At 69.8% G+C, this 24,018-nt stretch carries 17 protein-coding genes, 1 tRNA gene and 1 pseudogene; 11 read left to right on the forward strand and 8 right to left on the reverse strand.

Annotated elements, in window-relative coordinates; genetic code table 11:
* Positions 1-194 precede the first annotated feature (194 nt).
* Positions 195-2,474 (forward strand): FdhF/YdeP family oxidoreductase, encoded by a 2,280-nt coding sequence (locus N5I75_RS08550; RefSeq protein ID WP_476676985.1) that lies wholly within the window; start codon positions 195-197, stop codon positions 2,472-2,474.
* Between the two features lie 58 nt (positions 2,475-2,532).
* Positions 2,533-3,033 carry a PaaI family thioesterase gene (locus N5I75_RS08555; protein ID WP_476675914.1) on the forward strand — a complete coding sequence of 167 codons (501 nt, stop codon included), beginning with the start codon at positions 2,533-2,535 and terminating at the stop codon, positions 3,031-3,033.
* Here the strand turns inward: N5I75_RS08555 and N5I75_RS08560 are convergent.
* Positions 3,011-4,918, reverse strand: coding sequence for a Xaa-Pro dipeptidyl-peptidase (locus tag N5I75_RS08560; RefSeq protein WP_476675916.1), 1,908 nt, complete (start codon positions 4,916-4,918; stop codon positions 3,011-3,013). The genes N5I75_RS08555 and N5I75_RS08560 overlap by 23 nt on opposite strands.
* 365 nt (positions 4,919-5,283) lie before the next feature.
* On the opposite strand from N5I75_RS08560, the gene N5I75_RS08565 reads away from it, so the two are divergent.
* From N5I75_RS08565 to N5I75_RS08590, 6 genes are all read left to right on the forward strand, one after another.
* Entirely contained in the window at positions 5,284-5,940 is a 657-nt protein-coding gene (locus N5I75_RS08565) for a hypothetical protein (RefSeq protein WP_476675918.1), read from the forward strand.
* A gap of 379 nt (positions 5,941-6,319) precedes the next feature.
* A complete protein-coding gene (locus N5I75_RS08570) occupies positions 6,320-7,561 on the forward strand; it encodes a branched-chain amino acid ABC transporter substrate-binding protein (RefSeq protein ID WP_476675920.1) in 1,242 nt (413 codons plus the stop codon).
* Between the two features lie 112 nt (positions 7,562-7,673).
* On the forward strand, positions 7,674-8,603 hold the full coding sequence (locus N5I75_RS08575) for a branched-chain amino acid ABC transporter permease (protein ID WP_394434967.1): 930 nt from the start codon (positions 7,674-7,676) through the stop codon (positions 8,601-8,603).
* 5 nt (positions 8,604-8,608) lie between these two features.
* Positions 8,609-10,402 carry a branched-chain amino acid ABC transporter permease gene (locus tag N5I75_RS08580; protein WP_476675922.1) on the forward strand — a complete coding sequence of 598 codons (1,794 nt, stop codon included), beginning with the start codon at positions 8,609-8,611 and terminating at the stop codon, positions 10,400-10,402.
* Positions 10,403-10,407: 5 nt separating this feature from the next.
* On the forward strand, positions 10,408-11,328 hold the full coding sequence (locus N5I75_RS08585) for an ABC transporter ATP-binding protein (RefSeq protein WP_476675924.1): 921 nt from the start codon (positions 10,408-10,410) through the stop codon (positions 11,326-11,328).
* Complete coding sequence (locus N5I75_RS08590) at positions 11,325-12,041, forward strand: ABC transporter ATP-binding protein (RefSeq protein ID WP_476675926.1); 717 nt, start codon at positions 11,325-11,327, stop codon at positions 12,039-12,041. The genes N5I75_RS08585 and N5I75_RS08590 overlap by 4 nt, the downstream gene beginning before the upstream one ends.
* Before the next feature lie 98 nt (positions 12,042-12,139).
* Here the strand turns inward: N5I75_RS08590 and N5I75_RS08595 are convergent, their stop codons facing one another.
* On the reverse strand, positions 12,140-12,796 hold the full coding sequence (locus tag N5I75_RS08595) for an ANTAR domain-containing response regulator (protein ID WP_476675929.1): 657 nt from the start codon (positions 12,794-12,796) through the stop codon (positions 12,140-12,142).
* A 106-nt stretch (positions 12,797-12,902) separates the two neighbouring features.
* On the opposite strand from N5I75_RS08595, the gene N5I75_RS08600 reads away from it, so the two are divergent.
* Positions 12,903-12,977, forward strand: a tRNA-Leu gene (locus tag N5I75_RS08600).
* A gap of 105 nt (positions 12,978-13,082) precedes the next feature.
* A complete protein-coding gene (locus tag N5I75_RS08605; RefSeq protein WP_476675931.1) occupies positions 13,083-13,859 on the forward strand; it encodes a helix-turn-helix domain-containing protein in 777 nt (258 codons plus the stop codon).
* Between the two features lie 13 nt (positions 13,860-13,872).
* Here the strand turns inward: N5I75_RS08605 and pyk are convergent, their stop codons facing one another.
* Complete coding sequence (pyk, locus tag N5I75_RS08610) at positions 13,873-15,309, reverse strand: pyruvate kinase (RefSeq protein WP_476675933.1); 1,437 nt, start codon at positions 15,307-15,309, stop codon at positions 13,873-13,875.
* 152 nt (positions 15,310-15,461) lie between these two features.
* Positions 15,462-16,184: an SIMPL domain-containing protein gene (locus tag N5I75_RS08615; RefSeq protein WP_476675935.1), complete on the reverse strand. Its 723-nt coding sequence runs from the start codon at positions 16,182-16,184 to the stop codon at positions 15,462-15,464.
* Positions 16,185-16,371: 187 nt separating this feature from the next.
* Between N5I75_RS08615 and N5I75_RS08620 the strand changes: the two genes are divergently transcribed.
* Entirely contained in the window at positions 16,372-18,219 is a 1,848-nt protein-coding gene (locus N5I75_RS08620; RefSeq protein ID WP_476675937.1) for a bifunctional metallophosphatase/5'-nucleotidase, read from the forward strand.
* Here the strand turns inward: N5I75_RS08620 and N5I75_RS08625 are convergent.
* The 4 genes and pseudogenes from N5I75_RS08625 to N5I75_RS08640 form a co-directional block, all read right to left on the reverse strand.
* Positions 18,197-19,624, reverse strand: a complete 1,428-nt coding sequence (locus tag N5I75_RS08625) for a lysine N(6)-hydroxylase/L-ornithine N(5)-oxygenase family protein (protein WP_476675939.1) — start codon at positions 19,622-19,624, stop codon at positions 18,197-18,199. The genes N5I75_RS08620 and N5I75_RS08625 overlap by 23 nt on opposite strands.
* Before the next feature lie 210 nt (positions 19,625-19,834).
* On the reverse strand, positions 19,835-21,232 hold the full coding sequence (locus N5I75_RS08630; RefSeq protein ID WP_476675941.1) for a pyridoxal phosphate-dependent decarboxylase family protein: 1,398 nt from the start codon (positions 21,230-21,232) through the stop codon (positions 19,835-19,837).
* A gap of 184 nt (positions 21,233-21,416) precedes the next feature.
* Complete coding sequence (locus N5I75_RS08635; RefSeq protein WP_476675943.1) at positions 21,417-23,093, reverse strand: ERAP1-like C-terminal domain-containing protein; 1,677 nt, start codon at positions 23,091-23,093, stop codon at positions 21,417-21,419.
* A pseudogene (locus tag N5I75_RS08640) lies at positions 23,000-24,016 on the reverse strand (M1 family metallopeptidase); the annotation flags it as partial. The gene N5I75_RS08635 and the pseudogene N5I75_RS08640, both read right to left, overlap by 94 nt.
* Positions 24,017-24,018 lie beyond the last annotated feature (2 nt).

Here is a 24,018-nt window from a genome sequence, read left to right on the forward strand (position 1 = left end):
CGCCGTCGTCTTCGCCGTCTTCGCTGCTTTCTCTGCCACGTCCCCGATCCTGCCACGCCCCACTGACAGCCCGGCCCATCCCCGACCGGGCGGGGGCCCTGTCAGTCGTACGTGCGAGGATCGACGGACGCATGAAAAGCAGCGCCGAGCGCTGCGCCGCACGCTCGCAGGACCAGCTCGAAGGGGAGCCAGCCATGGCCAGCAAGCCGCCCGCGTCGGACCCGGTTCAGGACGCGCCGCAGGTCGCGGCCCCGCAGCACCATGCCGCGGGGATCCCCGCCGTCCGGCAGTCCCTCAAGATCGCCCGCGAGCAGATGGGCGTGAAGCGCACCGCTCTCACCCTGCTCCGCGTCAATCAGAAGGACGGCTTCGACTGCCCCGGCTGCGCCTGGCCCGAGCCCGAGCACCGGCACACGGCCGAGTTCTGCGAGAACGGCGCGAAGGCGGTCGCCGAGGAGGCCACCCTGCGCCGGGTCACCCCCGAGTTCTTCGCCGCGCACCCGGTCGCCGACCTGGCCACGCGCTCCGGGTACTGGCTGGGCCAGCAGGGCCGCCTCACCCACCCCATGTACCTGCCCGAGGGCGGCGACCGGTACGAGCCGGTGACGTGGGAGCGGGCCTTCGACATCATCGGCGACGAGCTGGCCGCGCTCTCCTCCCCCGACGAGGCCGTCTTCTACACCTCGGGCCGCACCAGCAACGAGGCGGCGTTCCTCTTCCAGCTCTTCGCCCGCGAGTTCGGCACGAACAACCTGCCCGACTGCTCGAACATGTGCCACGAGTCGTCCGGCTCCGCGCTGACCGAGACGATCGGCATCGGCAAGGGCAGCGTCCTCCTGGAGGACCTCTACAAGGCGGACCTGATCATCGTCGCCGGGCAGAACCCGGGCACCAACCACCCGCGCATGCTCTCCGCCCTGGAGAAGGCCAAGGCGGGCGGCGCCCGGATCATCTCCGTGAACCCGCTGCCCGAGGCGGGCCTGGAGAAATTCAAGAACCCGCAGACCCCCAAGGGCCTCACCAAGGGCGCCTCCCTCACCGACCTGTTCCTGCAGATCCGGCTCGGCGGCGACCAGGCCCTCTTCCGTCTCCTCAACAAGCTCATCCTGGAGACGGACGGCGCCACCGACCGTGCCTTCATCGACGAGCACACGCACGGCTACGAGGAGTTCGCCGCCGCCGCCCGCGCCGCCGACTGGGACGAGACCCTCAAGGCGACCGGCCTCTCCCGCGCGGACATCGAGCGCACCCTGGAACTGGTCCTCGCCTCCAAGCGCACCGTCGTCTGCTGGGCGATGGGCCTGACCCAGCACAAGCACTCCGTGCCGACCATCCGCGAGGTCGTCAACTTCCTGCTGCTCCGCGGCAACATCGGCCGGCCCGGCGCCGGTGTCTGCCCCGTCCGCGGCCACAGCAACGTCCAGGGCGACCGCACCATGGGCATCTTCGAGCGCCCCGCCCCCGCCTTCCTCGACGCCTTGGAGAAGGAGTTCGGCTTCGCTCCCCCGCGCGAGCACGGCTTCGACGTCGTCCGCGCCATCCGCGCCCTGCGCGACGGCGAGGCGAAGGTCTTCTTCGCCATGGGCGGCAACTTCGTCTCCGCCTCCCCCGACACGGAGGTCACCGAGGCGGCCATGCGCCGCGCCGCCCTCACCGTCCACGTCTCCACGAAGCTCAACCGCTCGCACGCCGTCACCGGCGCCCGCGCCCTGATCCTGCCCACGCTCGGCCGCACCGAGCGCGACGTGCAGGGCAGCGGCGAGCAGTTCGTCACCGTCGAGGACTCCATGGGCATGGTCCACGCCTCGCGCGGGCGCCTTGAGCCCGCGAGCCGCCACCTGCTCTCCGAACCGGCCATCGTCGCCCGCCTCGCCCGCCGCGCCCTGGGCGACGGCTCCGCCACCCCGTGGGAGGAGTTCGAGAAGGACTACGCCACGATCCGCGACCGCATCGCGCGCGTGATCCCCGGCTTCGAGGACTTCAACGCGCGCGTGGCCGACCCCGCCGGGTTCGCGCTGCCGCACGCCCCGCGCGACGAGCGCCGCTTCCCCACCGCCACTGGCAAGGCCAACTTCACCGCCGCGCCCGTCGAGTACCCGCACCTGCCCGAGGGCCGCCTCCTCCTGCAGACCCTGCGCTCGCACGACCAGTACAACACCACGATCTACGGCCTGGACGACCGCTACCGCGGCATCAAGAACGGCCGCCGCGTCGTCCTCGTCAACACCGAGGACGCCAAGGACCTCGACCTCGCCGACGGCTCCTACGTCGACCTCGTCAGCGAGTGGAGCGACGGCGTCGAGCGCCGCGCCCCCGGCTTCCGCGTCGTGCACTACCCGACCGCGCGCGGCTGCGCGGCCGCGTACTACCCGGAGACCAACGTCCTGGTGCCGCTGGACGCCACCGCGGACACCAGCAACACCCCCGCCAGCAAGTCCGTCGTCGTCCGCCTGGAACAATCGAGCACCGACTGAGCGTTTGCTCAGCCACCTGGACGACACAGGCAGTGGACTACGGACGGAGCCGGGCCCCATGGGCGAGCAGAACCACGTGAAGTTCCCGCAAGAGGTCATCGACGAGTACGCGACGCTCGGCGTCGACCTGCCCGCCCTCTTCTCCGCCGGCCACCTCGGCACCCGCATGGGCGTCGAGATCAAGGAAGCGGCAGCGGACCGCGTCGTCGGCACGATGCCCGTCGAGGGCAACACCCAGCCCTACGGGCTGCTGCACGGCGGCGCCTCCGCCGTCCTCGCCGAGACCCTCGGCTCGGTCGGCTCCATGCTCCACGGCGGCCCCGGCAAGATCGCCGTCGGCGTCGACCTGAACTGCACCCACCACCGCGGCGCCCGCTCCGGCCTCGTCACCGGCGTCGCCACCCCCGTGCACCGCGGCCGCACCACCGCCACGTACGAGATCGTCATCACCGACGAGCAGGACAAGCGGGTCTGCACGGCCCGCCTGACCTGCCTCCTCAAGGACGCCCCCACAGCGCCCGCAGCCCCCGCAGCACCTACGGCGCCGTCGGCAGCGTGAGCGACGCGGACCCGGCGCGCACCGTCATCCTCGTGCCCGCCGGGTACCGCAGCGTGTAGTCGTAGTCGGTCGAGATCAGGACGACACCGAGCCGGTGCCCGGCCTCGAAGACATAGTCCTGCGGCTGCATGTCCCAACGCAGCCGGTACTCACGGCCCTCCACGACCTTGCTCTGACGGGCGTACGAGTGCCGGTTGCGGGCGTCGAGCCAGCCCCGCGTCACGATCTTGAAGTCGGCCGTCTCGGTGACGTGCCGCGTCCGGTACGCGCACCCCGTCTCGCCCGGCAGATCCGGCACGCCCTCGCCGTAACAGACCTGCCGCGACGTGTCGGTGACCGTCCCGGACGTCGCCCGCGTGGCGCGCCCGTAGTCGACGAGCAGCGCCGTCACGTACGGCGACGTACCGGAGAGCGACGCCCGGACGTCGATTTTGGGCACGCCGTTGAGCCGCAGATCGCGCGCGAGCGGCCCCGTCGTGTACGCGAGCCGGTTCGGGTTCGCACTGTCGGGCGCCGTGACGAGCTGCTCGGCCGGGACGGTACGGCCCGCGTCGGTCAGCCCCTGCACGCGCTGCGGGCCCGCAAGACGCCCCAGCGTCCCGTCGGCGCGCAGCCGCAGCGTGAGACCGCGGGTGCCGGGCTCGGGCCAGTCCCGCTGCTGGCGCCAGCCGAAGTCGGCCTGCTCGACATCGACCCGGGGCTCGTCCAGGACCCCGTTGCGGATGCCGTAGAGCCAGTAGTCGAACCAGCGGTGGACCTGGCCGAGCCACTCCTCCATCCGCAGCGGCATCGGGTTGGCGTGCCCGGCCTGGTGCAGCCACAGCTTGCGCGGAACGTGGTTCTTCTTCAGCGCCTCCCACAACTGCCCGGCGTTCTTCGTCTTCACGTTCCAGTCGTTCAGGCCGTGCACGACGAAGACGCCCGCCTTGATCCGGCGCACGTCCTTGAGATAGTCGCGCTCCTGCCAGTACGGCGACCAGTCGCCCGTCACCCGGTCCTGGTCGCGCTCCAACGCGTCGAGCACCGGCTCGCAGATCTCCCGGTCGGCGCGCGAGTACACGTACCGGGCGAGTACGTCGGTGTCCTCGCCCTGGAAGGTGCCGGGCGCGACGACACCACCGTTCGCCCGGTAGTAGTCGTACCAGGACGAGATCCCGGAGATCGGCACGATCGCCTTGAGGCCCCGCACACCCGTGGTGGCCACGGCGGTCGGCAGCGTGCCGTTGTAGGAGATGCCCATCATGGCGGCGTTGCCGGTCGACCAGTTGGCACGCACCGGGTTCCCGTCGAGGTCCCACCCCTCCGCCCGGCCGCCCAGCCAGTCGATCGCGGCCTTCGCGCCGAGCGTCTCGTTGCGACCGCCCGAGGTGGGACAGCCGGTGGAGCCGCCCGTACCGAGACTGTCGACCTGCGCCACGGCATAACCGCGGGGCAGGAAGTAGTTGTCGTAGTAGCCGGACCAGGCGACCGCCGGACCGGTCAACCCGGGCCTCTTCAGCCCCAGCTGCTGCGCCGGTCCCGCGACCGGCAGCCCGTCCTCGTCGAGGTCCACACCGTGGTTCGGCACGTCATTGCCGCCCGCCCAGTACGGACTCGCCTCCACGATCGTCGCGACCTTCAGCCCCGCCGTCCGCGTCTCCTTCGGCCGCAGGATCCGCATCCGTACGGTGTCGCGCTCACCGTCGCCGTCACTGTCGGCCTCCGTTTGGATGTCGACCTGCTGCAGCACGGCGTCGGCCCGGGAGAAGACGGGTTGCGTCTCCTGCCCGGACACCACCAACTCCGCGCGTGGCGCGCCCTGTTCAGCGGCGTACGCGGACGGCGTGGCCAGCACCGCCGCCAGCGCGCACACCACGGCCGGACCGCGCAAGCGGCGTGCTCTCATACCGGTGGATCTCACCATCGTGCCTCCAAGGGCGCGAGAAGGGAGTGCCTCGCGGGACGCGGGTGTTCCCGCGTATTCCAGCGCGCCCCACCCCGTCCCGCCAGAGGGCGTGCGCCACGGGGGAACGGCGGACGGGCACACGGCCTTGTTCGCCGACGCCGGCCCCGCAGCCCGACCGCGGCCCCGCAGCCCGACCGCGGCCCCGCAGCCCGACCGCGGCCCCGCAGCCCGACCGCGGCCCCGCAGCCGACGGCGGCCCCGCAACCCGACCGCGGCCCTGTAGCTGACCGCGGCCTTGTAGCCGACCGCGACCCTGTAACCGACCGCGGCCTTGTAGCCGACGGCGACCGGACTTACCTTCAGCTATGACCGGCATCGGCCCCGTCGAGCCCTGCGAACCGACCGGCACCGGCCCGCCACCCGGACCCCGGCCCCGGCTCGACACCCTCTCGACCCCCCGCTCAGAAATACCCCGCCTCACCGAGCGCTGGGCCACCGTGCCGGTGACACGCCGCCGCGCCGCCCTCGCACTGGCCCTCGCCACCACCGCCGCCACCGCACTCCTCCTGCTGCGCCCGGCACCCGCGACGCCCGCGCCCCCGCCCTGGCCCTCGCAGGTGACCGCGTTGCGCTACGACGGACCGGGGCCCGAGCCGGGACGCTTCCGGTTCACCGTGCACGTCAGCGGCGCGAGCCCGGTCACCGTCCACCGGCTCACCACCGGGCCCGCCCGACTGACGGCGGACAGCGCCCCCACACTCCCCGTGACGGTCGAACCGGGCAGCCCCTGGCATCTCACCGCCCATCTCACCCCCCACCACTGCGCGTCCCTGCCGCACGGCATCAACGAGCCCTACATCGAACTGACCCTGAGCAACCGGCGCGCCCGACAGGACCACGCCTTCCTCTTCGGCGACGCCTACCGCCGCGACCTGTGGCAGTGGATCCGGGCCTCCTGCCACCCGTCACCGGCGGCCCGGACGATCATGCGTGGAAGTTACACACAGTTACCACCGTCGTAACACGGCCATGCCACCCCGCACGGCCGTCCATTACACCGCCGCCACCCCGTGGACAAGCCCCCGGACGCCACCGAATGGATCCGAAGTAAGGACCAAGATCGACTCAAGTCCCTTAGCGGAACTGGGCGTTCTCACATTGCGAACACGCGAGTGCGGTATGCATACGCCCCAATCGCCCCCACTGCACCCACCCGGAGCCACCCCGGCATAACAAGAGCGTCACATCCTCTCCCGCACTACTCCCCACTCTGCGACCTGCGCTTATAGTCACGGCCAGTCACCGCGCCGCCGGGCGCGTCCATTGCACGGCCCCTGTACCACCAGTACGGCCCGGCGAGACACACGATCCCCGACCACGGGGATCGCGCCAGGGAGAGGAATGATCGTGCGACACCGTTCTCTGCTCATACTCACCACCGTGCTCACCACCGGAGCACTGACGCTCACCGCCTGCGGATCGCGCGACGACGACAAAGGGTCGAGCAGCGACAAGAAGACCACCGTCGTCATCGGCGTCGACGCCCCTCTGACCGGCGCCAACTCCGCGACCGGCCTCGGCATCCAGTACGGCGTGCAGATCGCCGTCGACGACGCCAACAAGAAGAACACCGTTCCCGGTGTCACCTTCAAGGTCAAGGCGCTCGACGACAAGGCCGTCCCCGCCACCGGCCAGCAGAACGCCACCGCGCTCGTCGCCGACAAGGACGTGCTCGGAGTCGTCGGCCCCCTCAACTCCGGTGTGGCCACCTCCATGCAGCAGGTCTTCGCCACGGCCAACCTCGTCGAGATCTCCCCCTCCAACACCGCCCCCGAACTGACCCAGGGCAAGAACTGGCAGACCTCGAAGAAGCGCACGTACAAGACGTACTTCCGCACCGCCACCACCGACGCCCTCCAGGGCGGCTTCGCCGCGGACTACGCCTACAACACGCTGAAGAAGAAGAAGGTCTACGTCGTCGACGACAAGCAGACCTACGGCGCGGGCCTCGCCAAGCTCTTCACCGCCGGCTTCAAGAAGGCGGGCGGCCAGGTCGTCGGCACCGACCACGTCACCACCATCTCCAGCGGCGGCAGCAGCGACTTCGGCACCCTCGTCACCAAGATCAAGAACTCCGGCGCCGACCTGCTCTACTACGGCGGCCAGTACGACGAGTCCCAGGTCCTCACCAAGCAGCTCAAGGACGCCGGCGCCAAGATCCCGCTCTTCGGCGGCGACGGCATGTTCACCCCGACCTACATCAAGACCGCCGGCAAGACCGCCGAGGGCGACCTCGCCACCTCCGTCGGCGTCCCCGTCACCACCCTGCCCGCCGCCAAGGAGTTCATCTCCACCTACAAGGCGAAGAAGTACCCCGGTGACTACGGCACCTACGGCGGCTACTCCTACGACGCCGCCACCGCCATCATCAAGGCCGTCGGCGCCGTCGTGAAGGACGGCAAGGTCCCCTCCGACGCCCGCGCACAGGTCGTCGAACAGGTCCAGAACAGCAAGTTCGACGGCATCGCCGGACCCGTCGCCTTCGACCAGTACGGCGACACCACCAACAAGCAGCTCACCGTGTACCAGGTCAGCAACGGCGAGTGGAAGGCCGTCAAGAGCGGCACCTTCAACGCCGGCTGAACCGACCGCACCGCACGCACCATCCCAGGGGCCGCGCGGCCATGACGACCGTCATCACCGCGCGGCCCCACCCATCTCCTGCCCCAGACTCCCCACCCATGGAGGCCACGCGGTGAACACGCTGCCGCAGCAGCTGGCCAACGGGCTGTTCCTCGGCTCGATGTACGGGCTGATCGCCATCGGCTACACGATGGTGTACGGCATCGTCCAGCTCATCAACTTCGCCCACGGCGAGATCTTCATGACCGGCGGCTTCGGCGCGCTCACGGTCTACCTCGTACTCCCCGACGGCATATCCATGTGGATAGCCCTCCCGGCCATGCTCATCGGCGGCGCCCTCGTCGCCACCCTCATAGCCGTCGGAGCGGAACGGTTCGCCTACCGGCCACTGCGCGGCGCACCACGCCTCGCACCACTGATCACCGCGATCGGACTCTCGCTCGCCATCCAGCAGCTCGTCTTCAACCTCTACCCCGACGCCAAGGCCGCCCGCGTCTTCCCGCAACTCCCCTTCGGGCCCTACCACCTCGGCTCCATCCGCATCCAGAGCGGCGACATCTTCCTCATCATCGCCGCCCCGCTCTGCATGGCGATCCTCGCCGTCTTCGTCCGCCTCTCCCGCACCGGCCGCGCCATGCAGGCCACCGCCCAGGACCCGGACACCGCCCAGCTCATGGGCATCGACACCAACCGCATCATCGTCATCGCCTTCGCCATCGGCGGTGTCTTCGCCGCCGTCGCCGGCGTCGCCTACGGCGTCAAATACGGCTCCGTCCAGTACGACATGGGCTTCGCCGCCGGACTCAAAGCCTTCACCGCCGCCGTCCTCGGCGGCATCGGCAACATCTACGGAGCCATGCTCGGCGGCGTCGTCCTCGGCCTCACCGAAGCCATGGCCACCGCCTACATCTCCGACATCCCCGGCATGCAGCAACTCGGCGGCCAGGGCTGGGCCTCCGTCTGGGCGTTCGTCCTCCTCATCCTCGTCCTGCTGCTACGACCACAAGGTCTGCTCGGCGAACGCGTCGCGGACAGGGCGTGACCACCATGACCACACCCCGGACCACACCCGACAAGACCGAGACCCCCACCGGGCTCATCCACCTGCCCGACGGCGCCGCCCGCATCCTCGTCGCCGTCGGCGCGATCGGCACCATCGCCAGCACCTTCATGTCCTGGACCTGGACCGACGAGTTCCCCGGCGACCTCACCGTCTACGGCTACCCCGCCGGCCTCCAGATCGTCGCCCTCGTCTCCGGCATCATCACCCTCCTGTTCGCCCTGCGCCTGTGGGACGTCCGAGGCGTGCGCTGGCTCAACCCCGCAGGCGCCACCTCACCGCTCCTGCTCTCCGCGGTCGCCGGCCTCACCGTCTGCTGGTTCTCCGCCATCGCCATCACCGTCGACCTCGGCGGCCTCGCCAACCTCGACCCCGGCGCCTACGTCGCCGTGATCGCCTCGGCACTCCCCGTCCTCGGCGCCCTCGCCCTGCCCCACCCGGGCCACACCCTCAAGGACTACCTCACCAAACCCGACCAGCCCGCCCCCACCCGCGAACTCGCGCCCTGGGCCCAGCGACTGGTCATCACCGCCGGCATCACCCTCGGCCTCATCGCCTTCACCTACGGCATCGGCATCCCCGACGAGGACAGCGAGACCTTCATCGGCTTCTCCCTGCTCATCCTCTTCACCGCCTGGGCCCTCGTCCACGCCGGACAACTCGACCGCTTCTCCAGCCTCGCCGCCCGCCACAAGGGCTTCGCCGCCGGCATGGCCTTCCTCGCCGCCGCGATCTTCCCCTTCACCCAGAGCGACGACCACAACGCCAACCTCGGCGTCAACATCCTGATCTTCGCCACCGTCGCCCTCGGCCTCAACATCGTCGTCGGCCTCACCGGCCTCCTCGACCTCGGATACGTCGCCTTCCTCGGCGTCGGCGCCTACGCCGCCGCCCTCGTCTCCGGCTCCGAGTTCTCCCGCTTCTCCGGCGTCCAGTTCCCCTTCTGGGCCGCCGCCCTCACCGGCATGGCCGCCTCACTCGTCTTCGGCGTCCTCATCGGCGCACCCACCCTGCGCCTGCGCGGCGACTACCTCGCCATCGTCACCCTCGGCTTCGGCGAAATCTTCCGCATCGCCGTCAACAACATGGACGGCTCCTCCGGACCCGACATCACCAACGGCCCGGACGGCATCCCCTCCATCCCCGACCTCGAAATCTTCGGGTTCAACCTCGGCGTCAGCCACGAAGTCGCCGGCTTCACCCTCGGCCGGTTCGCCAACTACTTCTTCCTGATGCTCATCATCACGGCGATCGTCGTCCTGGTCTTCACCCGCGCCGCCGACTCCCGCATCGGCCGCTCCTGGATCGCCATCCGCGAGGACGAGACAGCGGCAACCGCCATGGGCATCAACGGCTTCCGCGTCAAACTCATCGCCTTCGCCCTCGGCGCCACCCTCGCGGGCCTCGCCGGCACGGTCAGCGCACACGTGACGTACAGCGTCGTCCCCAGCCCCTACCAGTTCGCCGGCGCCGCACCGCCCAACTCCGCGTTCCTCCTCGCCGCCGTCGTCCTCGGCGGCATGGGCACCGTCAGCGGCCCCCTCCTCGGCGCGAGCTTCCTCTACCTCATCCCCGAGAAGCTCAACTTCCTCAAGGAGTACCAGCTCCTCGCCTTCGGCATCGCGCTCGTCCTCCTCATGCGCTTCCGCCCCGAAGGCATCATCGCCAACCGCCGCCGCCAGCTGGAGTTCCACGAAACAGGCCAACTCGACATCCCGGAGCAACAAAGCCTGCCCGACAGCACCACCGGCGCCGCCAAGGCGACCAAGGCAGGGGCGTGACCACCATGACGACACCGACCACCACCACCCAGACGGTCCTCGAAGCCAGCAACGTCACCATGCGCTTCGGCGGACTCACCGCCGTCCGCTCCGTCGACCTCACCGTCAACCAAGGCGAGATCGTCGGACTCATCGGCCCCAACGGCGCGGGCAAGACCACCTTCTTCAACTGCCTCACCGGCCTCTACATCCCCACCGAGGGCAAGGTCTCCTACAAGGGCAACGTCCTGCCGCCCAAACCCCACCTCGTCACCAAGGCCGGCATGGCCCGCACCTTCCAGAACATCCGGCTCTTCGCCAACATGACCGTCCTGGAGAACGTCCTCGTAGGCCGCCACACCCGTACGAAGGAGGGCCTCTGGTCCGCTCTCCTGCGCGGCCCCGGCTTCAAGAAGGCCGAAGCGGCGTCCGAGGAACGGGCCATGGAGCTCCTGGAGTTCATCGGCCTCGACCACAAACGCGACCATTTGGCCCGCTCCCTCCCCTACGGAGAACAGCGCAAGCTCGAAATCGCGCGCGCCATGGCCAGCGAACCCGGCCTGCTCCTCCTCGACGAGCCCACCGCCGGCATGAACCCGCAGGAGACCCGCGCCACCGAAGAACTCGTCTTCGCCATCCGCGACAAGGGCATCGCCGTCCTCGTCATCGAGCACGACATGCGCTTCATCTTCAACCTCTGCGACCGCGTCGCCGTCCTCGTCCAGGGGGAGAAACTCGTCGAAGGCACCAGCGAGGTCGTCCAGGCCGACGAACGCGTCATCGCCGCCTACCTCGGCACCCCCTTCGAAGGCGCCCCCGAGGACGCCGCGCTCCAGGACGTCCAGGCAGCCGAGGCGCACGCCGCGGAAGGCGGCCCGTCGGGCGCATCGTCGGACGGTTCCGCGGCCGGCACCTCGGAAGGCTCTGCGGAAGGAACGAACAAGTGACCGCCCTGCTGGAGGTCGAGGACCTCAAGGTCGCCTACGGCAAGATCGAAGCCGTCAAGGGCATCTCCTTCACCGTCGAGGAGGGCCAGGTCGTCACCCTCATCGGCACCAACGGTGCGGGGAAGACGACGACCCTGCGAACGTTGTCAGGACTGCTCAAGCCCCTGAGCGGCCGCATCCTGTTCAACGGCCAGCCCCTCACCGGCATCCCGGCCCACAAGATCGTCGCCATGGGCCTCGCCCACTCCCCCGAAGGCCGACGCATCTTCCCGCGCCTGTCCATCATGGAAAACCTGCAGCTGGGCGCCTTCCTACGGAAAGACCCGGCGGGGATAGAAAAGGACCTGCAGCGCGCTTACGAGCTCTTCCCGATCCTCGGCGAACGCCGAAAGCAAGCGGCCGGAACCCTCTCGGGCGGCGAACAGCAGATGCTCGCCATGGGCCGCGCCCTCATGTCCCAGCCCAAACTCCTCATGCTGGACGAGCCCTCCATGGGCCTCTCCCCCATCATGATGCAGAAGATCATGTCGACGATCGTCGAGCTCAAGTCCCAGGGCACGACGATCCTCCTCGTCGAACAGAACGCCCAGGCCGCGCTCTCCCTGGCCGACCAGGGACACGTCATGGAGGTCGGCTCGATCGTCCTGTCGGGGACGGGCCAGGACCTCCTCGTGGACGAGTCGGTCCGTAAGGCGTACCTCGGCGAGGACTGACCCTGTTCGTGCCTGTGCTTGTACGTGGCTGAGGCCCGCGTCCCGAGTTCTCCTTCAACTCGGGACGCGGGCCTTAGCGCTGCGTATTGCTCTGGGCCTCAGCCCTTGGACGCCTTCTTCTCCTCGGCGTCCTGGATGACGGCCTCCGCGACCTGCTGCATCGACAGGCGCCGGTCCATCGACGTCTTCTGGATCCAGCGGAACGCCGCCGGCTCCGTCAGCCCGTACTGCGTCTGCAGCACCGACTTCGCCCGGTCCACCAGCTTCCGCGTCTCCAAGCGCTGGGTGAGGTCCGCGACCTCCTTCTCCAGCGTCTTCAACTCCGTGAACCGGGACACGGCCATCTCGATCGCCGGGACCACATCGCTCTTGCTGAACGGCTTCACCAGGTACGCCATCGCACCGGCGTCCCTCGCCCGCTCGACGAGGTCGCGCTGCGAGAACGCGGTCAGCATCAGCACGGGGGCGATCGACTCCCCGGCGATCTTCTCGGCCGCGCTGATGCCGTCCATCTTCGGCATCTTCACGTCCAGGATGACGAGGTCGGGCTTGTGCTCGCGGGCCAGCTCGACGGCCTGCTCGCCGTCGCCGGCCTCGCCCACGACGGAGTAGCCCTCTTCCTCGAGCATCTCTTTGAGGTCGAGGCGGATCAGGGCCTCGTCCTCGGCGATGACGACACGGGTCGTCAGCGGCGGGACGTGCGACTTGTCGTCGTCGGCGGCGTCAGCGGGCTGGGGCGACTCGGGGGCGGTCACGGGGGCGCTCCTTGGTTATGCAGGGCGGGGGTACTGCTGACAAGAGCCTACCTAGCTGCGGTAAGGTGGTCGGGCAGCGGGTCAGGGGAAACCTTAGATTCCGTGGGCCCCGGTAGCCCAATTGGCAGCAGGCAATGGATTCAAAACCCATACAGTGTCGGTTCGAGTCCGACCCGGGGCACTTTTCCTTGGATTCCAAGGTCGCCAGTTGAAGCGGATGTTCACGTACCGGTGAACATCCGCTTTTTGCTGCACGTCGCGCGGCGGCGCGGCTCATGGTGCTCATATGTACGGCACGGGCACACGCAAGCAAGCCTTGGCACTGGTCGCGCAGGGCCGCAGTCTCAATTCGGTGAGCCAGGAGACCGGGATCTCCCGCGCAGCGATCCGGTCCTGGCAGACCCGGATCGAGCCGCTCGGTTGGAACCGCGCCGCCTCGTGCCCACGCTGCCAGGAAGTGCCTGAGCCGCCCTCCGACCCCGGCGCTTACACGTACCTGCTTGGGCTGTATCTCGGCGACGGCTGCATCAGCCACCTTCGACGAGGTACCTATTTCCTTCGCATCACCTGCGCCAACGACTGGCCCGGCCTGATCGACGCCTGCGCCGAAGCGATGCAAACCGTGCGGCCCGCCAACAAAGTGTTCCGCGTGCAACGCCAGGGCTGCCAGAACGTGACCTGTTACAGCAACCACTGGCCTTGCCTGTTCCCGCAACATGGCCCTGGCAAGAAGCACAACCGCGAGATTGTCCTTGCACCCTGGCAACAGGAGCTTGTCGACGCCCACCCCTGGGAGTTCGTCCGGGGCCTGATCCACTCCGACGGGTGTCGGATCACGAACTGGACCGAGAAGACCGTCGGCGGTGTACGCAAGCACTACGAATACCCCCGGTACTTCTTCACCAACAAGTCGGACGACATCCGGAAGCTGTACACGGACACACTCGACGCCGTCGGCGTCGAGTGGAGTTCGCTGGCCCGGGGCGTCAACCTGTTCAACATCTCGGTCGCCCGCAAAGCCTCCGTAGCCCTCATGGACAAGCACGTAGGCCCGAAATACTGACCCGGGGCGGAACCTACTTGGGCGCGTCGTCCTCCCCGATGTGATGTACACGGACCAGGTTCGTCGAGCCGGCCACCCCGGGAGGGGAACCCGCCGTGATGACCACGATGTCGCCGCGCTCGCAGCGCCCGATCTTGAGCAGCATCTCGTCGACCTGGGCGACCATCGCGTCCGTGGATTCGACGTGCGGGCCGAGGAACGTCTCGACGCCCCACGTCAGGTTCAGCTGGGCGCGCGTCGACGCGTCCGGCGTGAACGCGAGGAGCGGGATCGGGGAGCGGTAGCGGGAGAGGCGGCGGACCGTGTCTCCGGACTGGGTGAAGGCGACGAGGAACTTGGCGCCGAGGAAGTCGCCCATGTCCGCCGCCGCGCGGGCGACCGCGCCGCCCTGGGTGCGGGGCTTGTTGCGTTCGGTCAGCGGCGGCAAGCCCTTCGCCAGGATGTCTTCTTCCGCCGCTTCGACGATGCGGGACATGGTGCGGACCGTCTCGATCGCGTACTTTCCGACGCTGGTCTCGCCGGAGAGCATGACCGCGTCGGTGCCGTCGATGACCGCGTTGGCGACGTCGCTCGCTTCCGCACGGGTGGGACGTGAGTTCTCGATCATGGAGTCGAGCATCTGGGTCGCGACGATGACCGGCTTGGCGTTGCGCTTGGCCAGTTTGATGGCGCGCTTCTGGACGATCGGGACCTGTTCGAGCGGCATTTCGACGCCGAGGTCGCCGCGGGCGACCATGATGCCGTCGAACGCGGCGACGATGTCCTCGATGGCGTCGACGGCCTGGGGCTTCTCGACCTTGGCGATGACGGGGAGGCGGCGGCCCTCCTCGTCCATGATGCGGTGGACGTCCTCGATGTCGCGGCCGCTGCGGACGAAGGAGAGGGCGATGACGTCGGCGCCGGTGCGCAGGGCCCAGCGGAGGTCGTCGCGGTCCTTCTCGCTGAGTGCGGGGACGGAGACGGCGACGCCGGGGAGGTTGAGGCCCTTGTGGTCGGAGACCATGCCGCCTTCGACGACCTGGGTGTGGACGCGGGGTCCGTCGACGCCGGTGACCTGGAGGCTGACCTTGCCGTCGTCGACGAGGATGCGTTCGCCGGGGGTGACGTCGTCGGCGAGGCCGCTGTAGGTGGTGCCGCAGCGCTGGCGGTCGCCTTCGACGCCGTCCTCGACGGTGATGGTGAACTCGTCGCCGCGTTCAAGAAGTACGGGGCCTTCGCTGAAGCGGCCGAGGCGGATCTTCGGGCCTTGAAGGTCGGCGAGGACGCCGACGCTGCGGCCGGTCTCCTCGGCGGCCTTTCGCACGCGCTGGTAGCGCTCCTCGTGCTCGGCGTAGCTGCCGTGGCTGAGGTTGAAGCGGGCCACGTCCATTCCGGCTTCGACGAGTGCCTTGATCTGCTCGTACGAGTCGGTCGCGGGGCCCAGGGTGCAGACGATTTTTGCTCGGCGCATGGTTCGAGCCTAGGGCTTACCGGCGGGTAGGGAATTGGCCAGGGGCGACTACTCAACAACCTTTGCGTAAAGGGCTATTGACAAACATCGACATGTTTTGAATATGCGCGGGCTACCGCTCTGATGAGCGCAGAAATCTGTGGGGCGGGGGTTCAGAGGGTCGGCGGGTGGAGGGTGAAGGCGGCGCTGACCGTGGCCTGGATGTGCTGGCGCTGGGGTTCGAGGTCGAGGGCGGCGGGGGGTTCTTCGGCGGGCTCTCCGGCGAAGGAGGCGCGGGTCCAGCCGCGGCTGCCTTCTCGCCGCATCCAGTCGTGATTGTCGGTGCCGGTGTCGGAGAGTTCGAGCAGGGCGGCGACGGTGGTGCCGAGGGCGTCGGCGTATTCGCGGGCGCGTCGGACGGCTTCGCGGACGGCTTGGTTCCTGGCCTGGGCGTGGACGGGTGAGGTGCGGCGCAGGGACCACCAGGGGCCGTCGACGTGGGTGAGGTCGAGGTCGGCGAGGCGGGTGGTGAGTTCGCCGAGTGCGGTGAAGTCGGCGAGTTCGGCGGTGAGGGTGGTGCGGCCGTGGTAGGTGTGGACGCGTTCGCCGCGGCCGTGTTTGGTGAATTCGGGGGCGAGGGAGAAGGTGCCGGTCTCGACGTTGTCGACGGCTTCCCCGTAGGACTTGATGAGGTCGAGGGCGTTGCTGTTGCGGCGGGTGAGGTCGTCGAGGGTGGTGCGGCGGTCGGCGCCGCGGGCCTGGACGGTGACGCGGATGCGGGCGAGTTCGGGGTCGGCTTCGAGGTGGGCTTCGCCGCGGACGGTGATGCGGGGTGCGTCGGGTGTCCCGTACGGGGTGGATTCGGGGGGTGTGGGTCCGGTGGGGGTGGTGGTCATGCGTCTCACTGTCCCATCGCCGGCCCCGGTTCGGTCGGCGTCCGGACATCGGATCGCAACCTGTGGGGGGTGTTGCGGGGGGTGTGTTCTGAGCCAGAATCCAGGATCTACGCGCGTTACAGGTGCGTCGCTACAGATGCGTCGCCACGGACGCGTCGACCCGTGGTGCCCTCCAAGGAGTACAGAGATGCCGTTGAACCGCAGAAGGTTTCTGGGACAGTCCGCCGCGACGGGTGTGGGGGTGGCGCTGACGGGTGCCGTGGTCGCGCCCGCCGCGGAGGCGTCCTCGCACCACCACCACAAGCCGCACCCGCAGAAGCCGAAGGGCAAGCGGTACTCCTTCACCGTGATGGGCACGACGGACCTGCACGGTCACGTCTTCAACTGGGACTACTACAAGGACGCCGAGTACACGGACGCGGCGGGCAACGCGCAGGGTCTGTCGCGTATTTCGACGCTGGTCAAGCAGGTGCGGGAGGAGAAGGGGCGCGGCAACACGCTGCTGATCGACGCGGGTGACACGATCCAGGGCACGCCGTTGACGTACTACTTCGCGCGCGTGGAGCCGATCACCGCGAAGAACGGTCCGGTGCACCCGATGGCGCAGGCGATGAACCAGATCGGGTACGACGCGGCGGCGCTGGGCAACCACGAGTTCAACTACGGCATCGACACGCTGCGCAAGTTCGAGTCGCAGCTGAGGTTCCCGCTGCTCGGGGCGAACGCGGTGGACGCGAAGACGGAGAAGCCGGCGTTCCGCCCGTACGTGATCAAGCAGCTGCGCACGCCGCACGGGCGGGACGTGAAGGTGGCGATCCTGGGGCTGACGAACCCGGGTATCGCGATCTGGGACAAGGCGTATGTGCAGGGCAAGCTGAAGTTCCCGGGGATCGAGGAGCAGGCCGCGCTGTGGGTGCCGAAGCTGCGGTCGATGGGCGCGGACGTGGTGGTCGTGTCGGTGCACTCGGGGGCTTCGGGCACGTCGTCGTGGGGTGACCAGTTGCCGTACGTGGAGAACGCGGCGGCGACCATGGCGGCGAAGGTGCCGGGGATCGACGCGGTGCTCGTCGGGCACGCGCACGTCGAGATCGAGCAGCAGGTGGTGAAGAACGAGAAGACGGGCAAGTCCGTCGTGCTGGCGGAGCCGCTGTGCTACGCCGAGCGGCTCGCGCTGTTCGACTTCGACCTGGTGTGGGAGAAGGGCCGCTGGTCGGTCGAGTCGGTGACGTCGAAGCTGCTGAACTCGGCCTCGGTGCAGGACGACCCGAAGATCACGAAGCTGCTGGCGGACGAGCACGCGCTGGTCGTGAAGTACGTGAACCAGGTGGTCGGCCAGGCGACGACGACGCTGACGACGGTGGAGGCCCGGTACAAGGACGCGCCGATCATCGACCTGATCAACAAGGTGCAGGCCGATGTGGTGACGGAGGCGCTGAAGTCGACGCAGTACGCGTCGCTGCCGGTGCTTTCGCAGGCGTCGCCGTTCTCCCGTACGTCGGAGATCCCGGCCGGTGACGTGACGATCCGGGACCTGTCGGGTCTGTACGTGTACGACAACACGCTGGTGGCGAAGTTGCTGACGGGCGCGCAGGTGCGGGCGTACCTGGAGTTCTCGGCGCAGTACTTCGTGCGGACGGCGGCGGGGGCGCCGGTGGATGTCGAGAAGCTGACGAACGCGGAGAACCGGCCGGACTACAACTACGACTACGTGTCGGGCGTGACGTACGACATCGACATAGCGCAGCCGGCGGGTTCGCGGATCAAGAACCTGAAGTTCGGGGGCAAGGACCTGGACGACGCGGCGCAGTTCGTGTTCGCGGTGAACAACTACCGGGCGAACGGTGGTGGCGCGTTCCCGCACGTGGCGTCGGCGCAGGAGCTGTGGTCGGAGTCGACGGAGATCCGGACGCGGATCGCGGAGTGGGCGACGGCGAAGGGTGTGCTGGACCCGGCGGACTTCGCGTCGGTGGACTGGAGGCTGACGCGGACGGGTCCGTTTCTGACCGTGCTGGTTACTGGCTGCGCAGTTCGATGAGGGGGCCGCGTTCTCCTGCCTGGTGTCCGGGCCGGGGGGCGCGGCTTTCGTCGTGCGGCGTGAGGCCGAAGGTGGTGAAGGCGGTGCGGCGGGGCTGGGGGTAGGGCTCGTTCCCCGTCAGGGTGTTGAGGATGGTGGCGCTGCGCCAGGCGGCGAGGCCGAGGTCGGGGGCGCCGACGCCGTGGGTGTGGCGTTCGGCGTTCTGGACGTAGACGGCGCCCTTGACGGTGTCGTCGAGGACGAGGCGGAACTGTTCGTCGACGCGGGGGCGGGCGGAGGCGTCGCGGCGGAGGTGGGGGTCGAGGCCGGCGAGGAGCTGGTCGAGGGGGCGTTCGCGGTAGCCGGTGGCGAGGACGACGGCGTCGGTGGTGAGGCGGGAGCGGGTGCCCTGGCGGCGGTGTTCGAGGTGGAGTTCGACCTTGGCGGCGCCGACCCGTCCTGCGGTGCGGACGCTGACGCCGGGGGTGAGGGTGGCGTCGGGCCAGCCGCCGTGGAGGGTGCGGCGGTAGAGCTCTTCGTGGATGGCGGCGATGGTGTCGGCGTCGATGCCCTTGTGGAGCTGCCATTGGGCGGGGACGAGGTGGTCGCGTTCGGTTTCGGGGAGGTGGTGGAAGTAGCGGGTGTAGTCGGGGGTGAAGTGTTCGAGGCCGAGCTTGGAGTACTCCATGGGTGCGAACGCCTCGGTGCGGGCGAGCCAGTGGATCTTCTCGCGGCCCTCGGGGCGGGCGCGGAGCAGGTCGAGGAAGATCTCGGCGCCGGACTGTCCTGAGCCGATGACGGTGATGTGGTCGGCGGTGAGCAGGTGCTCGCGGTGGGTGAGGTAGTCGGCGCTGTGCAGGACGGGCACGGTGGGTTCGAGGGCGAGGGGTTTGAGGGGTTCGGGGATGTGGGGTTCGGTGCCGACGCCGAGGGCGATGTTGCGGGTGTAGGTACGGCCGAGTGCCTCGGCCTCTCCGTCGGCGTCGAGCTGGGTGTGGTCGACCTCGAAGGCGTTGCGGTCGGGGTTCCAGCGGACGGCGTCGACCTGGTGGGAGAAGCGGAGTTCGGGGAGGTTCTCGCTGACCCAGCGGCAGTAGGCGTCGTACTCGGCGCGCTGGATGTGGAACCGCTCGGCGAAGTAGAAGGGGAAGAGGCGGTCGCGGGTGCGGAGGTAGTTGAGGAAGGTCCAGGGGCTGGTGGGGTCGGCGAGGGTGACGAGGTCGGCGAGGAAGGGGACCTGGAGGGTGGAGCCGTCGATGAGGAGGCCGGGGTGCCAGTGGAAGGCAGGGCGCTGGTCGTAGAAGACGGTGTCGAGGGCGGCGAGGGGGTGGGCGAGGGCGGCGAGGGAGAGGTTGAAGGGCCCGATGCCGATGCCGACGAGGTCGCGGGGTGCGTCGGTGGGGCGTTCGGCTGGCACGGCGTTCATCGGGGGGTGTGTCCTTCCACCGGGTTGTGAGGGGTTCCGTCGGGCGTCGGGGGCCTGGGGCCGGCGCGGGTCAGCGGGGGATGTGGCCCTCCACCGGGTTGTGAGGGGTTCCGTCGGGCGTCGGGGGCCGGGGCCGGCGCGGGGTCAGCGGGGATGTGGCCCTCCACCGGGTTGTGAAGGGTTCCGTCGGGGGCCTTGGCTCGGCGCGGGTCAGCGGGGGATGTGGCCCTCTACCAGCTTGAGGAGTGCGGCCAGGTCGACCGGGTCCGTGTGCGGGTTGAGGAGGGTGGCCTTGAGCCAGAGGGTGCCGTCGTCGGTGCGGGCGCGGCCGAGGACGGCGCGGCCCTCGGTGAGCAGGGCGCGGCGGATCGCGGCGATGGCGTCGGCGTCGGCGCCGCGGGGGCGGAAGAGGACGGTGGAGAGGGTGGGGGTGTCGTAGAGGTCGAAGCCGGGGTGTACGTCGATGAGTGCGGCCAGGTGATGGGCGAGGGTGATGACCTGGTCGGTGAGCGCGCCGAGTCCGGTGCGGCCGAGGGCTTTGAGGGTGACGGCGATCTTGAGGATGTCGGGGCGGCGGGTGGTGCGCAGGGAGCGGCCGAGGAGGTCGGGGAGGCCCGCTTCGGTGTCGTCGTCGGCGTTGAGGTAGTCGGCCTGGTAGGTGAGGGCGGCGACGTCGGCGGGGTCGCGTACGGCGAGGAGTCCGGCGGCGACCGGCTGCCAGCCGAGTTTGTGCAGGTCGAGGGTGGTGGTGTGGGCGCGGTCGAGGCCGGTCAGGAGGGTGCGGTGGCGGGTGCTGAAGACGAGGCCCGCGCCGTAGGCGGCGTCGATGTGGAGGCGGGCGCCGTGGCGTTCGCAGACGTCGGCGATCTCGGGGAGGGGGTCGATGAGGCCGGCGTCGGTGGTGCCCGCGGTGGCGGCGACGAGTTTGGGGCCGGGGAGGTCGGTGAGGGCTTCGTCGAGCGCGGCGGGGTCGAGGGTGCCGCCGGGGGCGGGCACGGTGAGGGGGGCGGGGAGGCCGTAGAGCCAGGTGGCGCGCGGGAGGCTGTGGTGGGCGTTGGCGCCGACGAGGAGCTGGACGGGTTCGGGGTGGGGGTTCCTCTCGCGGGCGAGGAGGACGGCGAGCTGGTTGGCTTCGGTGCCGCCGGTGGTGACGAGGGCGTCGGCGTGGTGCGGGGTGCCGTCCGTGCCGTAGACCTCGTGGGCGAGGGTCGCGGTGACGAGGTCCTCGAGGGCGGAGGCGGCGGGGGCCTGGTCCCAGCTGTCCATGGAGGGGTTGAGGGCGCTCGCGGCGAGGTCGGCGGCGGTCGCGACGGCGAGCGGCGGACAGTGCAGGTGAGCGGCGCACAGCGGGTCGGCGGGGTCGGCGGCGCCTTCGGTGAGGGCGGTGACGAGGGTGCGCAGGGCGTGCTCGGCGCCGGTTCCGTGCGTGGGGAGCAGGGGGCCCGCGTGCTCCCTGAGCAGGGCGGCGACGGCGTCCGGGCCGCCCGCAGGGAGGGGGCCGTCGCGGCGGACGGCGCCTTCGTGGAGTGCATCGAGGACGGTGTCGAGCAGCGGCCGCAGTGCGGCGGGTCCCTGGGTGCCTCCGGCGAGGGGCGGGGTGCTGCTCATGCATGTCCTTCGGTCCGTGACGGGCGGGTGCGGCGCGGCCGGATGAGCCGCGCCGCACCAGTCTTGGACCTCAGGTAAGGGTGCCTTTACCGAATGGAAGGAGGGCAACCCGAAAGGGGTACTCGTGTACGGGGAAGGGGTGTTGGTGGTGTATAGGGCGTACGGGGCTGTTGTGGGGGGTCTCTTATGGGTGGCGGGGGGCGCGGACCTTCAGGGCGCGGGTGAGGTCGTCGAGCTGGTCGACGAGTTTGCGGCGCAGGGCCGGGGTGGGGGCGCCGGCGGTGAGGCACTGCTCGCCGAGGCGGAGGGTGTCCTCGTCGACGGCGTGCGCGGGGAAGGCGTAGCGGCCCGCGGCTTCGGCGATGGCGGGGCCCCGGCGGGCGGCGAGGGCGGTGGCGTCGTCGAACCAGCGGGGGACGTAGCGGCGCAGGAGGTCGGTCTGTTCGGGCTGCCAGAAGCCCTGGGCGGTGGCGGTGAACAGGTAGTTGGAGAGTTCCTGGGCGGGGTCGGTGGTGAACAGGGCGTTCCAGGCGGCTTCCTTGGCCTGGGGGTCGGGCAGGGCGGCGCGGCAGCGGGCGGCGCCTTCCTGGCCGGTGGCGCTGGGGTCGTGGGCGAGTTCGGCCTCGATGACGGCGTCGTCGATGGCGCCGAGGACGCTGAGCCGGCCGAGGATGCGCCAGCGCAGTTCGGGGTCGAGGTCGGGGCCGCCGGGGACGGAGTTGGCGTCGAGCCAGCCGCGGATGGTGTCGGCGTGCTGGGCGGCGGCGATGAGGTGGCGTACGGCGGTGAGGCGCAGGCCGGGGTCGGTGCCGTCCTCGGTGCGGCGCAGCAGGTCCTCGCCGAGGGTTGTGAGGAGGGTGAGCGCGGCGGGGCGTTCGGCCGGGGTGCTGTAGCGGTCGGCGATCTCGGTGCGGGCGAAGGCGAGGACGCCCTGGACGAGGGCGAGGTCGGTCTCGTCGGGGAGGTGCGCGGCGGCGGTCTCGAGGTAGGCGGCGGGTTCGAGTGCGCCGTCGCGGACCATGTCGCGCAGGGTGTTCCACAGGACGGCGCGGGTGAGTGGGTCGGGGACGCCGGAGAGTCCGCGCAGGGCCGCTTCCTGGGAGGCGGGGTCGAGGCGGATCTTGGCGTAGGTGAGGTCCTGGTCGTTGGGGACGACGAGGGCGGGGCGGTCGCCCTGGGAGGCGAGCCCGATGGACCCGCCGTCGCCGAGGTCGACCTCGCGGCGGTCACGCAGGGTCAGTCGGCGCGGGTCGTCGGGGTCGGTGTCGTAGAGGCCGACGGCGAGGCGGTGCGGGCGCTTGGAGGGCGCGTGGGCGATGGAGGTGAGGTGCTTGCGGTCACCGCGGTCCAGGGCGGGGTCGGGGCCGGTCCAGGTGCCGGGGCTGCCTTGGTTGGTCAGGCCGAGGTGCCATGACGTGTCGTCGGTTTCGACGGTGGCCGTCAGTGTGTCGACACCGGTCGTGCGGAGCCATGCGTCCGCCCAGGCGTGGACGTCGCGGTCGGTGCCGGAGGACAGGGAGTCGATGAAGTCGGCGAGGGTGGCGTTGGCGAACTTGTGGCGGGCGAAGTGGGTGTTGATACCTGCCAGGAAGTCCTTCTCGCCGAGCCAGGTGACGAGTTGGCGCAGGGCGCTGGCGCCCTTGGCGTAGGAGATGCCGTCGAAGTTGAGGAGGGCGGAGGCGGTGTCGGGGACGGCTTCGGGGGCGACGGGTGGGTGGAGGGGCGCTGGTCGGCGTCGTAGCCCCAGGCTTTGCGGGCGACGCCGAAGTCGACCCAGGTGTCGGTGAAGCGGGTGGCTTCGGTGAGGGTCTGGTAGCCCATGTACTCGGCGAACGACTCGTTGAGCCAGATGTCGTCCCACCACTGGAGGGTGACGAGGTCGCCGAACCACATGTGGGCCATCTCGTGGGAGATGACCATGGCGCGGGTCTGCCGCTCGGTGTCGGTGACGGCGGAGCGGTAGACGAACTCGTCGCGGAAGGTGACGAGTCCGGGGTTCTCCATGGCGCCGGCGTTGAACTCGGGGACGAACGCCTGGTCGTAGGAGTCGAAGGGGTAGGGCTCGTCGAACTTCTCGTGGTAGCGGTCGAAGCACGCGCGCGTGATGTCGAGGAGTTCGTCGGCGTCGGCGTCGAGGTGGGGCGCGAGGGAGCGGCGGCAGTGGAGGCCGAAGGGCAGGCCGCGGTGTTCGGTGCGGACGGAGTGCCAGGGGCCCGCGGCGACGGCGACGAGGTACGTCGAGAGGAGGGGGGTGGTGGCGGCCCGCCACTTCCCCTCCCCCAGGTGCTCGGTGACGGAGTTGGCGAGGACGCTCCAGCCGTCGGGCGCGGTGACGGTGAGGTCGAAGACGGCCTTCAGGTCGGGCTGGTCGAAGGCGGCGAAGACGCGCTGGACGTCCTCCATGAAGAGCTGGGTGTAGACGTAGGTCTCGCCGTCGGTGGGGTCGGTGAAGCGGTGCATGCCCTCGCCGGTGTGCGAGTAGCGCATGGCGGCGTCGACGCGCAGTTCGTGCGCGCCCTCGGTGAGGCCGGTGAGGGGCAGCCGGTTGCCGTCGAGGGCGGCGGGGCCTTCGAGGTCGAGGGGCTGTCCGTCGAGGGTGACGGAGCGCAGCTCGGCGGGCTTGAGCTCGACGAAGGTGTCGCCCGGGGTGCGGGCGGTGAAGCTGATCACGGTGCGGGAGTCGAAGGTGTCGCTGCCGCGGGTGAGATCGAGGTCGACGGTGTACCGCTGGACGTCGATCTGTCGGGCTCGGGTCTGCGCTTCGTCGCGTGTCAGTACGGGCATGG

Source organism: Streptomyces sp. R818 (assembly GCF_056172735.1).

Coding starts and splice junctions, on each gene's coding strand:
- N5I75_RS08625 (WP_476675939.1), bottom strand. CDS start 19,624: ATGAACGCCGTGCCAGCCGAACGCCCCACCGACGCACCCCGCGACCTC.
- N5I75_RS08630 (WP_476675941.1), bottom strand. CDS start 21,232: ATGAGCAGCACCCCGCCCCTCGCCGGAGGCACCCAGGGACCCGCCGCA.
- N5I75_RS08550 (WP_476676985.1), top strand. CDS start 195: ATGGCCAGCAAGCCGCCCGCGTCGGACCCGGTTCAGGACGCGCCGCAG.
- N5I75_RS08580 (WP_476675922.1), top strand. CDS start 8,609: ATGACCACACCCCGGACCACACCCGACAAGACCGAGACCCCCACCGGG.
- N5I75_RS08555 (WP_476675914.1), top strand. CDS start 2,533: ATGGGCGAGCAGAACCACGTGAAGTTCCCGCAAGAGGTCATCGACGAG.
- N5I75_RS08605 (WP_476675931.1), top strand. CDS start 13,083: ATGTACGGCACGGGCACACGCAAGCAAGCCTTGGCACTGGTCGCGCAG.
- N5I75_RS08570 (WP_476675920.1), top strand. CDS start 6,320: ATGATCGTGCGACACCGTTCTCTGCTCATACTCACCACCGTGCTCACC.
- N5I75_RS08560 (WP_476675916.1), bottom strand. CDS start 4,918: ATGAGAGCACGCCGCTTGCGCGGTCCGGCCGTGGTGTGCGCGCTGGCG.
- N5I75_RS08615 (WP_476675935.1), bottom strand. CDS start 16,184: ATGACCACCACCCCCACCGGACCCACACCCCCCGAATCCACCCCGTAC.
- N5I75_RS08585 (WP_476675924.1), top strand. CDS start 10,408: ATGACGACACCGACCACCACCACCCAGACGGTCCTCGAAGCCAGCAAC.
- N5I75_RS08565 (WP_476675918.1), top strand. CDS start 5,284: ATGACCGGCATCGGCCCCGTCGAGCCCTGCGAACCGACCGGCACCGGC.
- pyk (WP_476675933.1), bottom strand. CDS start 15,309: ATGCGCCGAGCAAAAATCGTCTGCACCCTGGGCCCCGCGACCGACTCG.
- N5I75_RS08620 (WP_476675937.1), top strand. CDS start 16,372: ATGCCGTTGAACCGCAGAAGGTTTCTGGGACAGTCCGCCGCGACGGGT.